16 protein-coding genes are annotated in these 17,722 nt (G+C 58.6%); 11 read left to right on the forward strand and 5 right to left on the reverse strand.

Going from position 1 to position 17,722, the window contains the following annotated elements; translation table 11 throughout:
- The first annotated feature begins 12 nt into the window (after nucleotides 1-12).
- Nucleotides 13-1,344, forward strand: coding sequence for a tRNA uridine-5-carboxymethylaminomethyl(34) synthesis GTPase MnmE (mnmE, locus tag M017_RS0110205; protein WP_031497753.1), 1,332 nt, complete (start codon nucleotides 13-15; stop codon nucleotides 1,342-1,344).
- On the opposite strand, the gene nusB is transcribed toward mnmE, so the two are convergent.
- Nucleotides 1,321-1,779 carry a transcription antitermination factor NusB gene (gene nusB, locus M017_RS0110210; RefSeq protein WP_031497754.1) on the reverse strand — a complete coding sequence of 153 codons (459 nt, stop codon included), beginning with the start codon at nucleotides 1,777-1,779 and terminating at the stop codon, nucleotides 1,321-1,323. The genes mnmE and nusB overlap by 24 nt on opposite strands.
- 5 nt (nucleotides 1,780-1,784) lie before the next feature.
- Nucleotides 1,785-2,288, reverse strand: coding sequence for a 6,7-dimethyl-8-ribityllumazine synthase (ribH, locus tag M017_RS0110215; protein ID WP_051669812.1), 504 nt, complete (start codon nucleotides 2,286-2,288; stop codon nucleotides 1,785-1,787).
- A 34-nt stretch (nucleotides 2,289-2,322) separates the two neighbouring features.
- Between ribH and lepA the strand changes: the two genes are divergently transcribed.
- Genes lepA through M017_RS0110230 form a run of 3 tightly spaced genes read left to right on the forward strand, consistent with a single transcriptional unit; the run spans nucleotide 2,323 to nucleotide 6,004 of the window.
- Nucleotides 2,323-4,137, forward strand: coding sequence for a translation elongation factor 4 (gene lepA / locus M017_RS0110220; protein ID WP_031497756.1), 1,815 nt, complete (start codon nucleotides 2,323-2,325; stop codon nucleotides 4,135-4,137).
- Nucleotides 4,138-4,152: 15 nt separating this feature from the next.
- On the forward strand, nucleotides 4,153-5,214 hold the full coding sequence (locus M017_RS0110225; RefSeq protein WP_080507625.1) for a YjgN family protein: 1,062 nt from the start codon (nucleotides 4,153-4,155) through the stop codon (nucleotides 5,212-5,214).
- Between the two features lie 4 nt (nucleotides 5,215-5,218).
- Nucleotides 5,219-6,004, forward strand: a complete 786-nt coding sequence (locus M017_RS0110230) for a M48 family metallopeptidase (protein WP_035957762.1) — start codon at nucleotides 5,219-5,221, stop codon at nucleotides 6,002-6,004.
- On the opposite strand, the gene M017_RS0110235 is transcribed toward M017_RS0110230, so the two are convergent.
- Entirely contained in the window at nucleotides 6,001-6,453 is a 453-nt protein-coding gene (locus M017_RS0110235; RefSeq protein WP_051669814.1) for a DUF2071 domain-containing protein, read from the reverse strand. The two genes, M017_RS0110230 and M017_RS0110235, sit on opposite strands and share 4 nt — an antisense overlap.
- An 18-nt stretch (nucleotides 6,454-6,471) precedes the next feature.
- Here M017_RS0110235 and M017_RS0110240 point away from each other — a divergent pair, with 18 nt between their 5' ends.
- From M017_RS0110240 to M017_RS29255, 5 genes are all read left to right on the forward strand, one after another.
- Complete coding sequence (locus M017_RS0110240; RefSeq protein WP_035957763.1) at nucleotides 6,472-7,050, forward strand: class IV adenylate cyclase; 579 nt, start codon at nucleotides 6,472-6,474, stop codon at nucleotides 7,048-7,050.
- Nucleotides 7,051-7,148: 98 nt separating this feature from the next.
- Nucleotides 7,149-7,595, forward strand: coding sequence for a hypothetical protein (locus M017_RS0110245; protein WP_031497761.1), 447 nt, complete (start codon nucleotides 7,149-7,151; stop codon nucleotides 7,593-7,595).
- A 91-nt stretch (nucleotides 7,596-7,686) separates the two neighbouring features.
- Complete coding sequence (locus tag M017_RS0110250; protein ID WP_031497762.1) at nucleotides 7,687-8,676, forward strand: AAA family ATPase; 990 nt, start codon at nucleotides 7,687-7,689, stop codon at nucleotides 8,674-8,676.
- A 23-nt stretch (nucleotides 8,677-8,699) separates the two neighbouring features.
- Complete coding sequence (locus M017_RS0110255) at nucleotides 8,700-9,581, forward strand: DUF58 domain-containing protein (RefSeq protein WP_238325856.1); 882 nt, start codon at nucleotides 8,700-8,702, stop codon at nucleotides 9,579-9,581.
- On the forward strand, nucleotides 9,582-13,820 hold the full coding sequence (locus M017_RS29255) for a VWA domain-containing protein (protein ID WP_155121344.1): 4,239 nt from the start codon (nucleotides 9,582-9,584) through the stop codon (nucleotides 13,818-13,820).
- Here M017_RS29255 and M017_RS0110265 read toward each other — a convergent pair.
- Nucleotides 13,798-15,024, reverse strand: coding sequence for a class I SAM-dependent RNA methyltransferase (locus M017_RS0110265; protein WP_051669816.1), 1,227 nt, complete (start codon nucleotides 15,022-15,024; stop codon nucleotides 13,798-13,800). The two genes, M017_RS29255 and M017_RS0110265, sit on opposite strands and share 23 nt — an antisense overlap.
- Here M017_RS0110265 and trpS point away from each other — a divergent pair.
- Together trpS and M017_RS0110275 are read left to right on the forward strand one after the other, a co-directional pair.
- On the forward strand, nucleotides 15,023-16,009 hold the full coding sequence (gene trpS, locus M017_RS0110270; RefSeq protein WP_031497766.1) for a tryptophan--tRNA ligase: 987 nt from the start codon (nucleotides 15,023-15,025) through the stop codon (nucleotides 16,007-16,009). The two genes, M017_RS0110265 and trpS, sit on opposite strands and share 2 nt — an antisense overlap.
- On the forward strand, nucleotides 16,009-17,286 hold the full coding sequence (locus M017_RS0110275) for an MFS transporter (protein WP_031497767.1): 1,278 nt from the start codon (nucleotides 16,009-16,011) through the stop codon (nucleotides 17,284-17,286). Before trpS ends, M017_RS0110275 begins: the two co-directional genes overlap by 1 nt.
- Here the strand turns inward: M017_RS0110275 and M017_RS26530 are convergent.
- Nucleotides 17,258-17,704, reverse strand: coding sequence for an AAA family ATPase (locus M017_RS26530; RefSeq protein ID WP_080507628.1), 447 nt, complete (start codon nucleotides 17,702-17,704; stop codon nucleotides 17,258-17,260). The genes M017_RS0110275 and M017_RS26530 overlap by 29 nt on opposite strands.
- Nucleotides 17,705-17,722 lie beyond the last annotated feature (18 nt).

Consider the following 17,722-nt stretch of genomic DNA (forward strand, 5'->3'; position numbering starts at 1 on the left):
CATCCGCTTCTCTTGAACCTCAAAGATACGATCGTTGCCATCTCCACCCCTCCGGGCCGTGGAGGGATTGGCGTGGTGCGCATCTCGGGCGACGATGCTGTTGCTGTGGCGCGCCGCTTAGTGGCACCTTTGGAAAGCTTCGAGCCGCGCTTCGCCTCTCTCACCTATCTGCTCGATGATGCCGGGGAACGCATTGATGAGGTGGTGGTCACCTGGTTCCAACGCCCGCGCAGTTTTACTGCGGAAGATGTGGTGGAGATTTCCTGCCATGGCTCGCCTGTTATCTTGCGTCATTGTGTTGAGCGGGCCACCCGTCTGGGGGCGCGATTGGCCGAGCCGGGCGAATTCACCCTGCGTGCGTATCTTCGCGGCCGGATTGATCTGCCACAGGCCGAAGCGATTCGCGACCTGATCGAATCGACCACGCTCTACCAAGCCAAGGTTGCGGCCCAACAATTGGGCGGCTCTTTGAGCCGTCGTATGGCGCCGCTAAAGAAGCAGTTTATCGACCTGATCTCGTTGCTCGAAGCCGGAATTGATTTTGCCGAAGACGATATCTCGGTGGCTCCCGATTCGGAACTCCTGGCGCGCCTGGCGCCGATCCGGGCCGGAATTGCGCGCCTGGAATCAAGCTTCGCCTTTGGACGCATAGTCCACGAGGGCTTTTCGCTTGCCATCATCGGCCGGCCGAATGTCGGCAAGTCGAGCTTATTCAATGCCCTCTTAGAGCAGGACCGCGCGATCGTGACCGATATTCCGGGCACCACGCGCGATACGGTGAGCGAATCTGCGGCGATTGCCGGAATTCCGGTTCGTTTGATCGATACGGCGGGGATTCGGGAGTCGAGTGACCCGGTGGAAAGCCTGGGGATTGAGCGCAGCCATCAGGCGAGTGCCGATGCGGATCTGACGGTGCTGGTGTTTGATGCCAGCGTGGGCTGGACTGAAGAAGATCAGCGCCTTCGCCCGCTGACAACCCATCTGCTGGTGGCGAACAAATGCGATCTTACGGCGCAAGAGATTCCGGCAGATGCGATTCGTGTCTCGGCGCAGAGTGGAGAAGGGCTCGAGGTGTTGCGCCACGCCATTGTCACGGCGATCTCGCCAGAAGGCACGCTCGAAGCCGGGGATGGATTTTTGACCAGCCTGCGCCAGAAGAATCTGCTGAGCGATTGCCTCATCGATCTGGACCGCGCGCGGGTGGCGATTGAAAATCACATCCCACATGAGATGTTATTGCTCGATCTCTACGCTGCGCTGCGCTCGATGGATGGCGTCAGCGGCGCTACCACTGCCGACGACATCCTGAACCGGATCTTCTCAACTTTTTGTATTGGTAAGTGAAGTCTTCGCCGCAGGCTTTTCGCTGCTGGCCTTGATGGAATCGAGCACGCCGTTGACGAACTTTACGCTCTCGTCGCCACTGTAGCGGCGGGCCAGTTCGAGGGCCTCGTCGATGATCACTGCGTAGGGCAGCTTGCCCTCGTAGAGTTCAAAGGCGGCAAGCCGCAGAATGTTCCGGTCGACGGAAGGCATGCGATCGAGCCGCCAGTGTTCACTGGCCTTGCCAATCTGCTCGTCGAGAATATCTTTCTTTGCAATCGCACCACGTACGAGCTCTTCCATGAAACGGTCTCGCAGCAGACGCGAAAAATCGTCGTCCTCACTGTGGAGCGTTTGATAGTAAGCTTCGATTGCGGCGTCGGGGTCTTGCTTGCGCAAGTCGCACACATAGAGCACCTGTAGCGCTCGTTCGCGCGATTTCCTCCGGCTAGCCATGAATCTTATACACCCTTCGCGCTTTTGATTTCGCGCAACAGGTTTGCCATCTCGATGGCACCCATTGCGGCATCTGCGCCTTTGTTCCCCATTTTGCCGCCTGCCCGGTCGAGAGCCTGTTCCATGGTGTTGGTGGTGAGCACGCCATTGGCCACCGGCATGCCGCTTTCTTTTGCGACTGCTCCAATCCCTTTGGCATTTTCGCCAGCGACATAGTCAAAGTGCGGCGTATCGCCACGCACAACACAACCGAGACAAACAACAGCGTCCGTTTTCCCTAGTCTTGCCAGTTCCCCCACGACAACGGGCATTTCCCAGGCACCAGGGACTTTGATGACTTCGACATCTTTGGCTTCCGCTCCGGCGCGGGCGAGTGCTCCAAGGGCGCCGTCGAGCAGACGATCGGTCACGAGGCTATTAAAACGGCTGACCACGATTGCGACACGAAGTCCTCGAGCGGTGCCAAGACCTTCGCGCACCTTGATTTCATTGGGGTGAAAAGAGGACATATGGGATACTAACGGGGTAACCTCAGTTTAGCGCATGGATCCAGCATTTATTCGGAACTTCTCGATCATTGCGCACATTGACCATGGCAAATCCACACTAGCTGACCGTCTGCTGGAAGTGACAGGCGCCTTGAGTCAGCGGGAGATGATGGCCCAAGTTCTCGACTCGATGGACCTCGAGCGGGAACGTGGAATCACCATCAAAGCTCACGCAGTGCGCTTGAACTATCTCGCCAAAGATGGCCACGAGTATCAGCTCAATCTGATTGACACGCCCGGGCACGTCGATTTTAGTTACGAGGTGTCTCGTAGCTTACAAGCGTGCGAAGGCGCTTTGCTGATTGTCGATGCGTCGCAAGGTGTCGAAGCCCAGACACTCGCCAATACTTATCTGGCTTTGGGCCAGAACCTCGAAATCATTCCGGTGATCAATAAGATCGATCTGCCGAGTGCCGAGCCAGACCGGGTCAAAGAACAGATCGAGACCGTCATCGGGCTCGACGCCTCCGATGCGGTGATGGCTAGCGCCAAGAACGGCATTGGCATTGAGGATATTCTCGAGGCCATTGTCCATAAGGTGCCGCCGCCCAAAGGCAACCCGGAGGATCCGCTCCGCGCCCTGATTTTCGATAGCTGGTTTGACTCCTATCGCGGCGTCATCATTCTGATGCGTGTTATCGATGGCCGTGTCCGCAAGGGCATGAAGGTGCGTCTGAACGCGACGGGCAAAGTGTTTGAAGTGGATGGCCTCGGCTACCAATCACCCAAGCCGATTCCTTGTGAGGAATTGAGCGCGGGCGAAGTCGGTTTTCTCTTTGGAAATATCAAGACCGTGGCTGATGCACAGATCGGCGACACGATCATGGAAGAAGCGCGGCGGGCTGTCGAGCCGCTGCCCGGCTTCATGGAAATCAAGCCGATGGTGTTTGCCGGCCTCTACCCGGTGGAGAGCAGCGAGCACAACCTCCTGCGCGAGGCGCTCGAAAAACTGCGGTTGAACGATAGTGCGCTCACCTATGAGGCTGAAAGCTCGGCGGCGCTGGGCTTCGGATTCCGTTGCGGCTTCCTCGGGTTGCTGCATCTTGAAATCGTGCAGGAGCGTCTGGAGCGCGAATTCAATATTGACCTGATCACGACGGCGCCGGGTGTGCGCTATCTGATCACGCTGATGAACGGCAAGGTCATTCATGTCGAGAATCCGCAGAACTTCCCGGACCCCACCGAGATCGATCACATCGAAGAGCCGATTATCGACGCGACCATCATCACGCGCGAAGACTATATCGGCGAGATCCTGGCGCTGGTAGAAGAGAAGCGCGGCCAGCAGAAGAAGTTTGAGTTCATCGGCGACAAGCGCGTGATGCTGGTTTATGAGTTGCCACTGAATGAAGTAGTGCTCGACTTCTATGACCGGCTGAAGAGCTGTTCGCGCGGTTACGCGTCTTTGGACTACCATTTGTCCGGGCATCGCATCTCACCGATGGTGAAGCTGGATGTGATGGTGGCAGGCGAAGTGGTGGATGCGCTGTCGATGATCGTCCATAAGGACTTTGCCTATGAGCGCGGACGGGTTCTGATCGAGCGCCTGCGCAAGCTGATTCCGCGGCAAATGTTCGAGATTGCCTTACAGGCGGCCATTGGCGCGAAGGTGATTGCCCGCGAAAACATTTCGGCGATTCGCAAGAACGTGATCGCCAAGTGCTACGGCGGCGACATCAGCCGCAAACGGAAACTGCTCGACAAGCAGAAGGAAGGCAAGAAGCGCATGAAGCGCGTCGGCCGGGTGGAGATTCCGCAAGAGGCGTTCCTGGCGGTGTTGAAGGTGACCTCCTCTTCTGACGACGACTAGGCTAGACTGGGCGCGATGGTATTCTGCCCGAATTGCGGTACACAGTATGAATCGCTACCACTCCGTTGCCAGTGCGGGTATCTCTTTGGCTCGGGACCCGCTGCCCAGACGGCTCCAGTAGCGCCGTCGCCCGAGGCGCGCTTTGCGTTTACCGGGGATGGGGCGGAGCTTTTTAAGCTGTACGTGCAGCTCATCCTGTTCAGCATCCCGACCCTGGGCATCTATAGCTTTTGGGGCCGGACCGAAATTCGGAGCTACCTGTGGGGGAGTGTCCAATTTGCCGGACAGCCTTTTTTCTATCACGGCACGGGGAAGGAACTATTTCTTGGCTGGCTGAAGTTTTTCGGTGGTCTCATTGTGCTGTATGCGGGAGTGGGCTGGGCTGCCATTGCGATGGGCGAGCGGGGTTCGCTCCTGGCCGCCGCTATCCTTTACGGCACGATCTTTTTGCTGATGCCGCTGGCCATTCATGGCGCATTGCGCTACCGGCTGAGCCGCACTTCCTGGAATGGCCGCCGCTTCTCCTATCGTGGCAATCTGTGGAAGCTTGCGCTCAGTTTCTGGATTGGCGCCTTGATGACGGTTGTTACGCTGGGTTTGGCCTTACCCTACTTTCTGGCTGATCTGCGCGGGTACGTCGTGGAGAACATCTGGTTTGCCGGGCAACGCTTCGACTTCTCCGGACGAGGCAAAGACCTGTTCTGGCCTTTTGCCCTGCACCTGCTTCTCTACCTTCCCACCCTGAGTCTGGCGCGCTTCTGGTATGCGGCCAAGCAAACTGAGTATTACTGGGCTCGGACCAGCTTCGCTAGCGTGCCCTTCCGCTCGACGATCTCGGTGAGCGAGTTGACCCTTGTTAAGATCACGAACCTCCTCCTTACGGTCTTCACCTTCGGGATCGGATACCCGTGGGCAATCTGCCGCCAGATGCGATATCTGACCGCGAACCTGTCCCTCGATCGCCTGCCGGCGGTGACGCTGACTGCGGGGGATGACGCCGCAGGCACTGCGTTTGGCGACGAACTTGGCCTTGCCCTGGGTACCGATGCCGGAATTGACGCAGGCTTCGGGCTCTAGTTTCATGCGCTGGAAGATTGGCGCCCTGATTGTCGGGACTCTCCTCTTGGTTGGTCTGGTGCTGAGCACTGCCTATGCCGCTCTTCCCTACGCGCTGGGTGGCGTGGCGAGGCTGGTTCCGATCAGTCTTGAAGACAAGCTCGGCAGCATGGTGCTGGCCGGGCTGGTACGCGAGCACCGGCCTTGTGAGAATCCCGAACTCACCGCGATGATGCAGGCGATTGCCACGCGGCTCAGCGCCGCCATGGACGCATCGCCCTACCGATTCGATATCCAGGTGCTGCGGAGCCCACAGGTGAACGCGATGGCCGCTCCAGGGGGCCACATTGCGGTCTTCAGTGGCTTGGTCGACCGCATGGACAACCCGGAACAGGTTGCTGCCGTGCTCGCCCATGAGATGCAGCATGTGGTGCAGCGGCATTCGGTGAAGGGCATCCTGCGGGCGCTGGGCATCCAGACCTTTCTGACGATTGTTGTTGGCGATCCGGGAGTTCTGGGGGACCTGGCTGGCAATCTGGGTGTGCTTCACTTCATGCGCAGTGACGAGGAGAGTGCCGACGATGCGGCAATTCAAGTATTGATGCGCGCCGGAATTGCACCGGTTGAGATGCAGAAGGCCTTTGAGAATCTGGCGAAGTCCGGGGGCGGGGAGAGCGGCTCCGCGCTGAGCTATCTCTCGACGCACCCTCCTCTTGCAGACCGGATCGAGCGCGTTCGCCAGGCCAGCATGGAATGGCAGGGACAAGCGCGGCCGATTGGGGTTTCGATGCCGCGCACCTGTTTGCCTTAAACCAAGCGCTGGAGCGGCCAGATGGCAACCTCGAGTGCTTCTGAGAAGTGCAGCAGCGGTGAGGGCGTGGCTGGTTTTGTGGGCCGGTAGCGGCCCTCGAACGGCTGTGAGGCCTCCAGACTCCAGAAGTGAACGCCCGGCTGCTGCCGCCCCTGCTTCGGCAGGACATAGGTGCGCAGGTTCAGCTCGATAAAGTCAGAGATCCAGGGGAGCGCGGGTGCGAAGCGGGGCCTGACCCCAGCCATCCTGAATGGAACGACCGCCACCCAGGCCATCCCCTCGAAAAGATCGAGCGTGACGGGCTCGGGGAGGAGCGGGATGAGTTTTTCCGGCTCAATGGGCCAATGGGCAAAGAGCAGGTGGCGCCACCACTGGGTGATTCCCCAGGGGCGAGTGGGAAGTTCCCAGGGCCGGTGGTCTATCGTGAGGAGAACATCCCGGAGCGGCACAATAGTAGGCTATCTCTAGTGACGGGAAAAGAAACCGAAGTCAAAATTGTTGTTCCTGCGTTTCGACCGTTCCGGCGGCAGTTGCGCGAAGCTGGATTTCGTCTGAAACGGCGGCGGGTGTTTGAGAGAAATACAATTCTCGAAACGGAGCCAGCCAGCCTGCGGCCCAATGGCTGCATCTTGCGCTTGCGCGAGGCGGGGGGCAGGTTCACGGTCACCTATAAAGGAAAGGCGACGGTGGCCAAGCACAAGTCGCGGGAAGAGATTGAGTTTGAGGTCTCCGATGCCGCAGCGGCCTCCACCTTATTGCAGCGCCTGGGCTATCTGCCGCGCTTCGTATACGAAAAATACCGGACGGAATATATCGACAGCGCTGGCGGGATCGTGACTCTCGATGAGACACCGATTGGCTTGTATGCCGAACTGGAAGGGCCGGAAGATTGGATCGACGCCACTGCAAAAATTCTGAAAATTGCCGATACAGAATATATCACTGCGAGCTACGGTGCTCTCTACTTGCGCTGGTGCGAGGCGCAGGCGCTGGTGCCTGGAAATATGGTGTTTGAAGGACCGATTGCCATCGGGAAAGCCGACTAGTACAAATGACTGGACATAGTACTTTGAGAAACTACACCTACTACTCTATTTCCGTTGGCGCGGGCCAGGCAGGATGATATTCTCTCGTTGAAGAACAAATGAGTTTCAGCCTCCTACTCATCGGTCTCTCGTTGGCGCTCTTCGCCTACTGGTTTCGCTATACCTGCATTTTGATCTTGCGAACCCAGACGGCAGAAGACTTCGCCTCGGAAGTCGGTCGTGCCAACGGCCTCAGCTTCCATTTGGTGCGCAATCAACTGGAAAGTAATGCAACTCTCAACGTTGACGCTTTGTATCGGTCACTGGAGAGCGATTATCGTGTGGTGACCCAGTTGCTTGATCAGGCTCCTGGTGGATCTTTTGAAGACAATATTCTACAGAACAAGCTTCTTCGCGCAAATTTCCGCGTGACGCAAGCATGGTTTCGCGTGAGCCGTTGCCTCGGCCTGCGCGCGTCGGTCAATGCTCTCGAAGAGATGGCCGATACTGTGAACCATTTTGCCAACAGCTTTGGAGAGTTCAGCGCCGTCTCATCCCGCGCCTAACGCTCCTTTGCTTTTATCAAATTTACGAATCGGTTGCATACCGGACAAAATGGAGAGGCAAGGGCCTCTCCATTTTGCTTAAGATGACATTGTGAGTGATCTCTCATCCGCCACACGGCGCATTAAATCCGTACAGGACGAGATCGGCAAGATTATTGTCGGTCAGAATGAAGTCGTTGAGGGTGTGCTCATTTGCCTCCTTGGCGGTGGCCATGTTCTTCTCGAGGGAGTTCCTGGCCTCGGCAAAACGACACTGCTGCGCACGCTTTCCCGCGTTCTGCATCTGCGCTACAGCCGGATCCAGTTCACTCCCGATCTGATGCCCGCTGATATCGTCGGCAGCATGATCATGGATACCGATGATCGTGGTTCAAAATCCTTTCGCTTCCAGGCTGGACCGATTTTCTCCAATCTGGTTCTGGCCGACGAAATCAACCGCGCCACGCCCAAGACCCAGAGTGCATTGCTCGAGGCGATGCAGGAGCGCACGGTCACCAGCGGCACGACGACGCATCAATTGGAGAGTCCTTTTCTGGTGATGGCGACGCAGAATCCGATCGAAATGGAAGGCACCTATCCGCTGCCGGAGGCGCAACTCGATCGCTTTTTGATGAAAATTCTGGTGCGTTATCCGAATCGCGCTGATTTGGCGACCATCGTCGAGCGCACGATTACGAAAGACGAACCCATTCTCGAGCCCAAGCTGGATGTCGAGGGCATCCTATCGCTGCGCAAGCTGTGCCGCGAGGTTCTGATCGCGCCGCATGTGCAGGATTTTGCCGTCGATCTGGTGATGGCGACGCAGCCGGATCAGGGCCATGCCCATCCGCTGGCGAAGAAGTACATCCGCTATGGCAGCTCTCCGCGTGGGGCGCAGTCCCTGGTGGAATGCGGGCGTGTACTGGCGCTGATGCGCGGCCGAACGCATCTGAGTGTGGAGGATATTGTCTCTGTCGCGCCTGCCGTTCTGCGCCATCGTGTCATCCTCAATTTTGATGCTCATGCGGACGGCCATACTACGGAAACGATTCTTCCCGAGATCCTCAAAGGTGTTGCCGCCCAGGCCACTGCGTCTCGTTAAGTTTTCCGTCTAAGTCATCCAACGTGGCGCAAAGCGAATTCAAGATCGAGAAGGCCTTTCTGGAAAGGCTGGAACGGCTCACCATTCATTGGCAGAAGTCGTTTCCCGGAATCGTGGGTGGTCACAATAGCAGCCGTTTTTCGGGGCCCGGGCAGGAGTTTCTCGACCATCGGAACTTCACCACGGGCGATGATCTGCGGGCCGTCAATTGGCGTGCCTACATGCGTCTCGAGAAGCTGTTCCTGAAAATGTTCCAGATCGAGCCCCGGGTGCCGATCCGTATCTTTCTGGATGCGAGTGAGAGCATGGGGTTGGGCAATAAGTGGGATTATGCACGCCGGCTCGTGGCTGCGATTACCTATGTCGGTCTCGTACGTCTGGATGCTATGCAGCTGATTCCCTTTCGCGAGGAGATGGAAGAAGGTCTGTCCTGCGGGGGCGGCCGGCATCGCTTTTCGCCGGTGGCCGATTATCTGCGCGATCTGAAGCCTGGGGGGAAAACAGATTTTGCCCGCGTGTCGCGTGAATTTCTTTCTGCCAGCCGGCAGCGCGGCCTGGTGATCATCGTTTCGGACTTCCTGGGCGAGGACGATTGGCTGCGTCCGTTGCAATTCATGGCCGACTTTGGGCATGAACTGACGTTGATTCAGGTTTGGGATGACGAGGACCGCTCTCCCTCTGCCGTGGGGGATCTCGAAGTGACCGAAGTCGAATCGGGCAAGCAGGTCAAGATCAGCTTCGATGAAAAGGCGAGAGCGCAGTACACGGCCAGCTTTGATGCCTATTCAGAAGAGCTACGCCGCCTGGCATTGCGGAACGAGGGCCGCTATAGCGGCCTGCCGACGAGCACCAGTGTCGAAGATGCGGTTTTTGGCTCGCTCATTGCTGCGCAGGGGCTGCGCTAAGTGGAATTTCTCAATCTCAGTTTTTTTGAGTTCTCCGCACTGTTTACGGTGCTGGGACTGGTTGTCACCACACTGTATTTGCTGGATCGCTCCCGGGTGAAGATCCGGGCCGCGACGCTGCGATTCTGGCAAGCCGCGCTTGCGCCAGTCAGCCAGCAGCGCCGCCGCAAGATCCAACAACCGTGGAGCTTGCTGCTGCAGCTTTTAGCGCTGGCGCTGTTGTTGCTGGCGGCTTCGCAGCTTCGCTGGGGTGGTGAGAAGTATGCGCCGCGCAATCACGTGCTGGTCGTCGACGTTTCGGCGGCAAGCGCCGCGCCGTCCCGGGCCGATGGGCAAACCGATGTGTTGACCGCCTCGAAGCGCAAGGCGCTCGCCTGGCTCAAGACGGTGCCGTCGCAGGACAAAGTAAGTGTGGTTGAGGCTGGGCCTCTGTTGACGCCGCGGACCTCACTGGAAACGAATCGGGCGCAAACGATCCGCGCCATCCAGGTGCTGCAATCGACTTCCGGTGGCACACGCATCGGAGAGGCTTTCGATTTTGCAGAGAATCTGCAACGCCGCGCTGGTGGTGTTGCTGGTGAGATTGTCTACGCTGGCCCGGCCCGGCTGGCGAATGGCGATTCTGAAGTGGCGAAGGTGCCGTCGAATCTCCGCTTGTTGGTGACCGATGCGTCGCTAAACAATATTGGAATTCGCCGGGCGGGCGTGCGGCGGAGTCTGGACGATCTGGGTGTCTGGGACGTTCTGGTGACGGTCAAGAATTATGCGGCACAGCCGAAGCCGCTCGCGATCGGGCTGTCCTATGGCGGCGTTCCGGTGGGCAGTACGAATGCGATGCTGCCTGCGGGCTCTGAGCAAACCATTACGCTCACCCATCGCACGAAATCGGCGGGCCTACTCGATGTGCGGCTGCTTGGGAAGGACGACATCGCGCTCGACGACCATGTGTCGCTCGAGCTCCCCGAGCTTCCGAGCGTACGAGTGAAGGTGTTCACCAAAGAGCCGCAGATCTGGCGGCCCTTGCTGCAGGCGAATTCAGTGGTGGAGGCGAGCTATGCGGCTCCCGACCAGTATGCCGCCGGTAAGGAAGACGCTTCGCTGCTGATTTTCGATGGCTTTGAGCCGCCGGCGCCGGAAAAGAGCGCAGCTCTTTATTTGTTGCCTGGCGATAAGACTCTCACCCTGAAGAGCTGGCGGGGGGATCATCCGATTTCCGCCGGCATCCGCAGCCGCGACTTCCGTCTGAACGGGGCGCGCGTGTTGACGGCGAAGCCAGGTGAGGTTTCTGTCTTGGAATCTGACGCCGGGCCGGTGCTGGTGGCCGGGAAGGGAATCGTTCGTCTGGGCTTTCAGCCTGCTAAGACGGCGATGCGCCAGGAAGTCACCGGGCCGCTTTTGATTGCCAACATCCTGCGCTATCTCGCGCCCGACAGCTACAAGCAATGGGAAAGTGTGGCGGCCAGCCCGGGTGCGATCCAATTGCCGGTCGGGAACGTGGATGGGAAGAAGTTGCAGGTTTTGACCGGCGATGGCAAGGCGCTGCCTTTCTCGGTGGAGAATGGCATGCTGCGCAGCTTCATGCCCTATCCGGGTACGCTGCGTGTGCTCGATGGCTCCCGCGAAGTGGTGTACTCGCTCACGCTGCCCGACCTTCCGGACAAGAGCTGGGATGCGCCGTCGACGATTGCAAGCGGCATTCCGCCAGAGGGCGTATCATCTCCCGAGGCGAAGGATCTTTGGCGTTGGCTTGCGGTAGCTGGCGGCCTGATTCTGTTGCTCGAGTGGTGGCTGTATGCCAAGCGGCAGCGACTGTGGTGGAAGGTGGCGGCACTTGCCGCCATCGCCATTGCATTGTTTGGACCGGCGATGTCCTTGTTTGAGACCAAGATCGCGGTGACGATTCTGGCCGATACCTCGCAGAGCCTGACGCCGCAGGATGTGGAAGCGATGGGCGACCGCATTGGCCAGATCCAATCGGCACGGGGCCGGCATCTGGTGCGTGTGCTGCCCTTTGCACGCGGTGTGCGTGCGATCTCGCCAGACGAGGCAACGGGCCGGCTGAAGCTGAGCGCGGGGGACCAGGGGCGGGGGACCAATATCGAATCGGCGATTCGCGATGCCATTGCCTCGACGCCTGCCGATCTGGTGCCGCACCTTGTATTGATCAGCGACGGGATGGAGACCGAAGGCAATGCGATGCAGGGCCTGTGGCAGGCGCAGCAGTTGCATATTCCTATTGACACCTATGCGCTGAAGGGACGGCAGAAGCCGCAACTCTCGATCGAATCGGTGAAGATGCCGCCCCAGGCCTTTGCCGGGGAAAAGTTTCCGGTGGAGATCAGCCTCAAGGCGCCGCGCGACACGAGCGCGAAGCTGGAATTGAAGGCTGAAGGCAAGACTATTGGCGCAGGGGAAGTGAAGCTGAAGCCGGGGACCAATGAGTTGACGGTGACTTCTTCGGTCACCACATCCGGAGTGATCCATTTGTCGGGAAGCGTTTCAACGGCCGATCTGGGCGAGGCGACTTTCGATCAGGCCGTCTACATCCAGAAGCCGCGGATGCTCTATGTTTCGCAGGATCCGGCCGGTACGGATAGCAACCTGATGCGGGCCGTCGAATCCTACCAGTTCGATGTCACCAAGGTGAGCGAGGCGCCGATCGACGCGCTGAGCAAGTACGAAGTGGTGGTGCTGAATAATCAGGATCTTGAAGGCTATTCGCCTGCGCTGAAGGGCGCAATCGAAACTTATGTGAAGCGGGGCGGCGGGCTGCTGACCATTGGCGGCGAACGCAATCAATATGTCGAGAAGAAGCCCGGTACGCCGGAGGATGCGCTCGAGCGGACGCTGCCGGCGAAGCTGGCGCCGCCGCGCAGTCCGGAAGGCACCTGCGTTGTGTTGATTATCGACAAAAGCTCTTCGATGGAAGGCCGCAAGATGGAATTGGCGCGCATCGCCTCCATCGGCGTGATCGATAACCTGCGGCATATCGATCTAATCGGCGTTTTGATTTTCGACAACTCGCACCAGTGGGCGGTGCCCATTCGCAAGGCCGAAGATAAGACGCTCATCAAGCGACTGGTGGCGGGAATCACGCCGGACGGCGGCACGCAGATTGCGCCTGCCTTGAACGAGGCGTACAAGAAGATTGTGCCGGTGAAGGCGACCTTCAAGCACATTGTGCTGTTGACGGACGGGATTTCCGAAGAAGGCGATTCGATCAATCTGGCGCGCGAGGCAGGCGCGCAGCATGTGACGATTTCGACGGTGGGCTTGGGGCAGGATGTGAACAAGGGCTATCTCGAAAAGGTGGCGCAGTTCTCCAAAGGCAAGAGCTACTTCCTGACAGACCCGGCAGGACTTGAACAGATTCTGTTGCGCGACGTCATGGAGTTCACCGGATCGACCGCGGTGGAGAAGCCGACGCAGCCGATTCTGATGCGGGCCGCCGAGATTCTGGAAGGCACCGGCATTGAGAAGGCGCCCGCGCTGAAGGGCTATGTGAAGTACGATCCAAAACCGTCTGCCGATATGCTGCTGATGGTGCCGGGTGAGAAGGCGAACACGAAGGATCCGCTGCTGGCCCGCTGGCAGTATGGCCTGGGCCGCGTTTCCGTGTTTACTTCGGACGCGAAAAGCCGCTGGGCCGAGAACTGGGTTTCCTGGCCGGGTTTCGACCGCTTCTGGGGCAATGTGTTTCGCGACCTACTGCCGCATTCGGCAACCGAGGATGCGTCGCTGACCTTTGATCCGACCAATCGCGAACTGGAAGTGATCTATCGCCTGCCTTCGAGCGAAGATGCAAAAACGAAGCCACCGGCGCTGTTCATCTTTGGGCCCAATGGCTTCCAGCTTCCGGTTGTTGTGCAGAAGGTTGCGGCAGGTGTCTATCGCGGCCGCATCGGGATTGGCGATCGCACCGGCTTATTCCGCGTGCGCCCTGCGGAAACTACCCGGCTCTTCCCGGAGGTTGGCTATTACCGCCAAGAGACCGAGATGGTGGAGTATGGCAACAACCCAGCGTTGCTGCAGCAGATTGCCAGCTTCAGCAACGGGCGGGTGGACCCCAAGGCGAGCGATGTTTTCCGGAGTGGTGGGCGGCAGATTGAAACCGCGCTCGCCCTTTGGCCCTTACTGTTGGGATTGGCGATTCTGCTGAATCTGATCGAGCTATTCCTTCGCAAGGGTGCGAAAGAATACTTCCGCCGTGGCGAGCTTAGCCCAGCCGAAGCTTCGTAACCGTTTCGATGTGAAAGGTCTGCGGGAACAGATCGATCAGGGTCAGCCCTTCGATCTTGTAGCCGGCTGCGATTAAGATGCCGAGGTCGCGGACGAGCGTCGAGGGATCGCAGGAAACCAAGCGGATTTCGGGGGCCTTTACGCGGGCCAGTTGTTCGGTGGAGATCTTGCCGCAGCCGGAACGGGGCGGGTCTGCAATGATGACTTCCGGCGTTTCCTGCAGGTCAGTCAAATAGGCATCGACATTCGCTTGGACGATGCGGACGTTGTCGATCTTGTAGGTCTTTGAATTCGCCTCGAGATCGTACATCGCCACCTTGCCGCTTTCGACCGCAGTGACGCGCTCAAAGCTTTTGGAGAGGGGGATGCTGAAGAGGCCGACTCCGGCGTAGAGATCGAGGACATGTGCGCCGCTCAGGCCTTCGATGGCGAGATTGGTGAGCGCATCGACGAGGAAGCGGTTGACCTGGAAGAAGCTGCGATAGCTGACCTTCCAGTCATAGCCCACGGCCGGATAGCTGATCGCGCCGGACTTGACTCCTTCTACTTCGTGACCGAGCCAGTCGAAGAAATGCTTCGCGATCGGGGCGTTGGTCTCGGTGACGTTGAACTGCACGTCCGTCTCGTTGGTGAAGATCTCGAGCGATTTCAGGAACTTGGGGAAGCGATGGTCTTTGGCCATCTTCAGTAGCACGCCGAGGATTTCGTTGATCTTCGGCGACGACACGGGGCACTGCGTAATCGGCACCAGCTTGTGGCTGGACTCTTCGCGGAAGCCAACCATGCCGTCGTGGAAATGGAATTGGGTTCGATTGCGATAGCCGAAGGGTTCGGCGCTGACCGTTTGGATTTCGACATCGAGATCGAGCTTGGCGCGCTGGAAGAGTTCGCGCAGGATCTCGCGCTTCCAGTGGAGTTGCAGCTCATAGGGCAGTTGCTGGTAGTCGCAACCGCCGCAGCGCTCAAAGTGGGGACAAGGCGCCGGGACGCGATCGGGCGAGGGCGTCACGACGCGAGTGACAGCGGCCTGCACCATGTTCGATTTCGTCTTCATGGCCACGGCTTCCACGGTGTCGCCAGGGGCAACCTTGGGCAGCATATAGACGCGGCCCTCGTGACGGGCAAGACCATTGCCGCCGTAAACAAGCTTTTCGACGTTCAGGGTCTCGGTGGAAATATCAGTGAGAGAATTGGAATTCGACATGAAAAAGAGAGTCTTCTCCGGTGTGCAGCCGACAGGAAATCTGCACATCGGCAACTATTTGGGCGCGTTAAAAAATTGGACGAAGGTGCAGTATGACTACGAGAGCATCTTCTGCATCGTCGACCTACACGCGATTACAGTCTACCAGTCGCCGGAGGAGCTGAAAGCGAAGATCCTCGAGATTGCCGCCTTGTTCCTGGCCGCGGGCATCGATCCGGCCCATTCGACAGTGATGGTGCAGTCGTCCGTGGCGGGGCATGCCGAGTTGTCGTGGTTGTTGACTTGCGTCACCCCGGTGGGTTGGCTGGAGCGCATGACGCAGTACAAAGCGAAGTCGGCGCTGCAGGAGACGATTGGCTCCGGGCTGATGCAATATCCGGTGTTGATGGCTGCCGACATTCTGCTGTATCAGGCTGGGGTTGTGCCGGTGGGGGACGATCAGAGCCAGCATCTCGAGCTGACGCGGGACATTGCGCAACGCTTCAATTCGCTATATGGCGAAACCTTTGTCATGCCGGAGACGAAGCTGCCAACGGTGGGGGCGCGCGTCATGGGCTTGGATGAGCCGGACAAGAAGATGAGCAAGTCTGCTCCGGGCAGCAACCATGCGATTGGAATCCTCGATCCGCCAGAGTTGATTAAGAAAAAGCTGAGCCGCGCCACCACGGACTCGAATCCTCATGTCGATTTCGATACGATGGGCCCCGGCGTGCAAAATCTACTGGGCATCTATCAGGCCTTTGGAAGTGTGAGCGAGGACGACATGAAGGCGAAGTTTGCCGGCATGCGTTATGGCGACCTCAAGAAGAACGTGACCGAAATGATTGTCAGTCACCTGGAGCCGATCCAGCAGCGCTATCGCGAGATCACCGCTGACCCTGCGTATCTGCTTTCGATCCTCACTGCCGGACGGGACCGTGTGGCTCCAATTGCTGAATCGACCGTTCGTCTGACGAAGCAACGGATGGGCGTCTTTACGAGCTAATGGCCGGGGCTTCCATCCGCTCCTACTCCCAGCTCATTCGCAGCAACCGGAATGTGCGGCTGATGTGGCTTGCTCAGGTGGTGAGCGAGTTGGGGGATTGGTTCTATGCGGTTGCAATTTATAGCCTGCTCCTAGAACTGACGGGTTCGGCCCGCAGTGTGGCGGCGGCCACCGTTGCAATGGTGTTTCCGCAGGTGCTGGTTTCGCCGATGGCCGGAGTGATCAACGATCGGTTGCGCCGCAAGCAAGTGATGATTGCAGCGGACCTGGCTCGCTTCTTCATCGTGGGTGCGATGCTGTTTGCGCAAAGTGCAGACCGCATCTGGATGGTCTATCTGCTGATGACTTTCGAGACCATGATGTGGGCCTTCTTCGAGCCGGGCCGTTCAAGCGTGATGCCGAATCTTTGCCGCAATCCGCAGGAGGTTCTGGTGGCAAACGGGTTGGGCGCTACCACCTGGGCGGTGAACTTTTTTCTGGGCTCGGCCTTGGGCGGGCTGGTGGCCGCGCTGTTTGGACGCAATGTGGTGTTTGTCGTGAACGCGTGCAGTTTTCTGTTGTCCGCCTGGATGATTACACGTACGAGCTTTGAGGAGCCTCATCTGGAAGGGCAGGGGCCGCTGCGCTGGCGCGAGCTCTTCAATTTTTCACCGCTGACCGAAGGGTGGCGCTACATTCGCGAACATCAGAACTTAAAGCCGATTCTGCTGATCAAGGGCGGGGTGGGCTTGATTGGCGCCAATTGGGTGTTGTTACCGGTGCTGGGCGAAGGGACTTTTCGCATGGCAGGCTATGGCCTGACTGAGAGCCAGGCGGGTATGTTGAGCATGAGTGCCCTGATGGGAGCCCGAGGGGTAGGCAGTTTTATTGGGCCGATGCTGGGGAGTCCTTTTCTCTCCACGCAGCTCTCGCGGCTGCGCTGGTCGATCACGATTGGCTTCTCCATCGCCAGTGTGGGCTATCTCGGCCTGGGATTGGCCAGTTCACTGCCCGTGGCCGCCTTCGCTGTGCTGGTGGGGCATTGCGGCACCTCAATGAACTATGTCTTCTCTTCGACATTGGTGCAGACTCTCAGTGAAGATCGATTTCGCGGCCGGGTGACGAGCGCGGAGTTCGCGCTGATGATGACCTCCATCTCGATCTCCAGCTATGCCTCGGGCGTGGCGATTGATCGGGGCTATGCTGCGCAATCGGTCGCATTTGTGGTGGGTTGTCTGATGATGCTTCCGATTGTCTTTTGGCTGTGGACTACGAAGAAATGGTCCGAATTGCGCTGAAGCCTTCCTCTTGGGTGGGTGGCTGCAGGCGCTCTTGCAGCATTTGAATGACATCGGCGGGCACGACTCTGTCCCGTTTGGCATTGCGGGCTAGGGCCAACTCGAGCGGTACGTCAAAATAAACTGCCTCGGCTGTGACGCCGAATTGCTTGGCGATCTGGAGCCAGGGGCGACGGTCGCGCCGCCGCAGATTGGTGGCGTCAACAATGGTGGGCGCGGGATCCGTCTGCAGCCGCGTCCGCAGCAGATGCCGCATGGTCGCAAAGACCGGGCCATGGATGCTCTGATTGGTTTCGTCTCCGCTCAGCAGCTTGCGGATCTCATCCGAACTGAGGGTCTGCATGGCCTGTGTGCGGGCCCACGTGGATTTGCCAGACCCCGGTAATCCAACGAGCACAATCACCCGAGCCTGTGTCACTCTTTGAAGTTAGAACAA

The sequence above is a fragment of the Bryobacter aggregatus MPL3 genome, from assembly GCF_000702445.1.
Classification (GTDB): Bacteria; Acidobacteriota; Terriglobia; order Bryobacterales; family Bryobacteraceae; genus Bryobacter; species Bryobacter aggregatus.